2 protein-coding genes and 1 pseudogene are annotated in these 3,621 nt (G+C 47.6%); 2 read left to right on the forward strand and 1 reads right to left on the reverse strand.

Going from position 1 to position 3,621, the window contains the following annotated elements; translation table 11 throughout:
* The first annotated feature begins 357 nt into the window (after positions 1–357).
* Positions 358–579, forward strand: coding sequence for a hypothetical protein (locus F6K38_RS24720; RefSeq protein ID WP_287357786.1), 222 nt, complete (start codon positions 358–360; stop codon positions 577–579).
* A gap of 2 nt (positions 580–581) precedes the next feature.
* Positions 582–758, forward strand: coding sequence for a hypothetical protein (locus F6K38_RS24725; RefSeq protein WP_008180562.1), 177 nt, complete (start codon positions 582–584; stop codon positions 756–758).
* A gap of 234 nt (positions 759–992) precedes the next feature.
* Here the strand turns inward: F6K38_RS24725 and F6K38_RS24730 are convergent.
* Positions 993–3,621 (reverse strand): annotated as a pseudogene (locus F6K38_RS24730) (NB-ARC domain-containing protein); the annotation flags it as partial.

Consider the following 3,621-nt stretch of genomic DNA (forward strand, 5'->3'; position numbering starts at 1 on the left):
TAATCTAATCTCGAATAGTCACAATAACCAAACTGTTTTTGCCCACCCTACAAGCTCAATAAAGTAGGGTGGGCAAATTAATCTAATCTCGAATAGTCACAATAACCAAACTGTTTTTGCCCACCCTACAAGCTACAGCTAAATAAAGTAGGGTGGGCAAAGTAATCTAATCTCGAATAGTCACAATAACCAAACTGTTTTTGCCCACCCTACAAGCTCAATAAAGTAGGGTGGGCAAATTAATCTAATCTCGAATAGTCACAATAACCAAACTGTTTTTGCCCACCCTACAAGCTACAGTACCTCACCCTATTGAAAACCGCTATACTGAATGAAGTAAACAAGGCGTTAAAATCTATGGCAACCAATACTCAAAGTCATTTTGCTCCCTACTTAAAACATAGAGGTAAAACTGTTGAAGAACAAATTAAACTCAATCAACCTGCTCTGGCATGGCTAAGAAAACGCCTTGAAGAGGAAATCACTCAAGAAGAAGCTAAAATCAGACAGGAAGATTTAGAAAAATTTAAACAAATTGTTGATAGTTTTCGTCCAGAAGGCTCTAAGCTATATAACTAAGAATGATTGTTTTTGTCGATACAGGGGTTTTAGGGTTGCTATCTTCTCCCAATGACAAATTAGAAGCACAACAATGTCAGCAATCGCTTTACTCTCTTTTAGCTAGAGGGGTTTATGTACTGAGTTCTGATTTGTGTGATTATGAAGTTACTCGAAGATGGCAAGATATTAGATTTTGAATTGAGGGATGCGAACGCACTCTATATTTCCTGAACTTTATTTCAGCGCAATTATTCCCCATGGAACAGGCATCAACTGAATCCTAATACCTGTTCGCCCCACACCCAGTAAAGCTAATAATAATTCCTCTATCCTTGATTAACTCTTATCTCTTGCCTCTTGCCTTTTGCCTTTTGCCTTTTGCCTCTTATCTGTTCCCTACTCCCTACTCCCTACTCCCTACTCCCTTTCCTTTACTTCCACCATCCGCTAACATCCTCAACCGCTGCCATCGTTTCTCTTAGGGCTTCAACACCCCCAAACTTAATGATTAAAGGAGCTAATTGAGGAAGAGCTTCAAGAAAATTGGGACGGGTTAGACTAGCTAAACTATCAAGAATTTCTTGCCAAAGAGGAAAATCAACTGACGAAGGAGTTAAGTTCTCAATCAAGTGCTGTAAGCCAAATGCTCGGTAGTATTCAGACTCAATCCCTCTGGCGCAATCTAAGGCTTGGGGTAACAACACATCGGGTAAGTGGGGGGCTAAGCGCTCTAAAGCATAGGCTCGGTGGTGTTCAAACTCAATCCCTCTGGCGCAATCTAAGGCTTCTGGTAACACATCGGGTAAGTGGGGGGCTAAGGCGATTAAGGCAAATGCTCGGTGGTATTCATACTTAATCCCTCTGGCGCAATCTAAGGCTTTTGGTAACACATCCGGGAAGTGGGGGGCTAAGGCGACTAAGGCTCTGGCTCGGCAGTTTTGATCGGAAATCCCTCTGGCGCAATCCAAGGCTTCTGGTAACACATCGGGTAAGTGGGGGGCTAAGGTGATTAAGGCTTTTGCTCGTTCGTATTCATCGGAAATCCCTCTGGCGCAATCTAAGGCTTTGGGTAACAACACATCGGGTAAGTGGGGGGCTAAGGCGACTAAGGCATTAACTCGGTAGTATTCAGACTTAATCCCTCTGGCGCAATCTAAGGCTTCCGGTAACACATCCGGGAAGTGGGGGGCTAAGGCGACTAAGGCATTAACTCGGTAGTATTCAGACTCAATCCCTCTGGCGCAATCTAAGGCTTCCGGTAACACATCCGGGAAGTGGGGGGCTAAGGCGACTAAGGCATTAACCCGGTAGTATTCACACTCCATCCCTCTGGCGCAATCTAAGGCTTGGGGTAACAACACATCCGGTAAGTGGGGGGCTAAGGCGACTAAGGCTTTGGCTCGGTAGTTTTGATCGGAAATCCCTCTGGCGCAATCTAAGGCTTCCGGTAACACATCCGGGAAGTGGGGGGCTAAGGCGACTAAGGCATTAACTCGGGAGTTTTGATCGGAAATCCCTCTGGCGCAATCTAAGGCTTTTGGTAACACATCGGGTAAGTGGCGGGCTAAGGCGACTAAGGCATTAGCTTGGTAGTTTTGATCGGAAATCCCTCTAGCGCAATCTAAGGCTTTGGGTAACAACACATCCGGTAAGTGGGGGGCTAAGGCGACTAAGGCATTAACTCGTTGGTATTTATGGGAAATCCCTCTGGCGCAATCTAAGGCTTTGGGTAACAACACATCCGGTAAGTGGGGGGCTAAGGCGATTAAGGCAAATGCTCGGTAGCATTCATCGGAAATCCCTCTGGCGTAATCTAAGGCTTTGGGTAACAACAGATCCCTTAAGTGGGGGGCTAAGATTTCTAAGGCTTTGGCTCGCAAGCATTCATCGGAAATCCCTCTGGCGCAATCTAAGGCTTCCGGTAACACATCCGGGAAGTGGGGGGCTAAGGCGACTAAGGCATTAACTCGGGAGTATTCAGACTTAATCCCTCTGGCGCAATCTAAGGCTTCCGGTAACACATCCGGGAAGTGGGGGGCTAAGGCGACTAAGGCTTTGGCTCGCAAGCATTCATCGGAAATCCCTCTGGCGCAATCTAAGGCTTCCGGTAACAACACATCCGGTAAGTGGGGGGCTAAGGAGACTAAGGCTTTGGCTCGCAAGCATTCATCGGAAATCCCTCTGGCGCAATCTAAGGCTTTGGGTAACAACACATCCGGGAAGTGGGGGGCTAAGGCGACTAAGGCATTAGCTCGGTAGTTTTGATCGGAAATCCCTCTGGCGCAATCTAAGGCTTTGGGTAACAACACATCCGGTAAGTGGGGGGCTAAGGCGACTAAGGCTTTAGCTCGGTAGTTTTGATCGGAAATCCCTCTGGCGCAATCTAAGGCTTTGGGTAACAACACATCCGGGAAGTGGGGGGCTAAGGCGACTAAGGCATTAGCTCGCAAGCATTCATCGGAAATCCCTCTGGCGCAATCTAAGGCTTCCGGTAACACATCCGGTAAGTGGGGGGCTAAGGCGACTAAGGCATTAGCTCGGTAGTTTTGATCGGAAATCCCTCTGGCGCAATCTAAGGCTTCCGGTAACACATCCGGTAAGTGGGGGGCTAAGGCGACTAAGGCTTTGGCTCGGGAGTATTGATCGGAAATCCCTCTGGCGCAATCTAAGGCTTTGGGTAACAACACATCGGGTAAGTGGGGGGCTAAGGCGACTAAGGCATCGGCTCGGTATTTTTCATCGGAAATCCCTCTGGCGCAATCTAAGGCTTGGGGTAACAACACATCCGGTAAGTGGGGGGCTAAGATTTCTAAGGCAAAAGCTCGGTAGCATTCATCGGAAATCCCTCTGGCGCAATCTAAGGCTTCTGGTAACACATCCGGGAAGTGGGGGGCTAAGATTTCTAAGGCAGCAGCTCGGTAGCATTCATCGGAAATCCCTCTGGCGCAATCTAAGGCTTCCGGTAACACATCCGGGAAGTGGCGGGCTAAGGTGACTAAGGCATTAACTCGGGATAATTCATTGGAAATCCCTCTGGCGCAATCTAAGGCTTCCGATAAT

Source organism: Moorena sp. SIO3B2 (genome assembly GCF_010692525.1).
Classification (GTDB): domain Bacteria; phylum Cyanobacteriota; class Cyanobacteriia; order Cyanobacteriales; family Coleofasciculaceae; genus Moorena; species Moorena producens.

What these genes read in the sequence shown, in the direction of transcription:
- F6K38_RS24720 (WP_287357786.1), top strand. Translation starts at nt 358, where the DNA reads ATGGCAACCAATACTCAAAGTCATTTTGCTCCCTACTTAAAACATAGA.
- F6K38_RS24725 (WP_008180562.1), top strand. Translation starts at nt 582, where the DNA reads ATGATTGTTTTTGTCGATACAGGGGTTTTAGGGTTGCTATCTTCTCCC.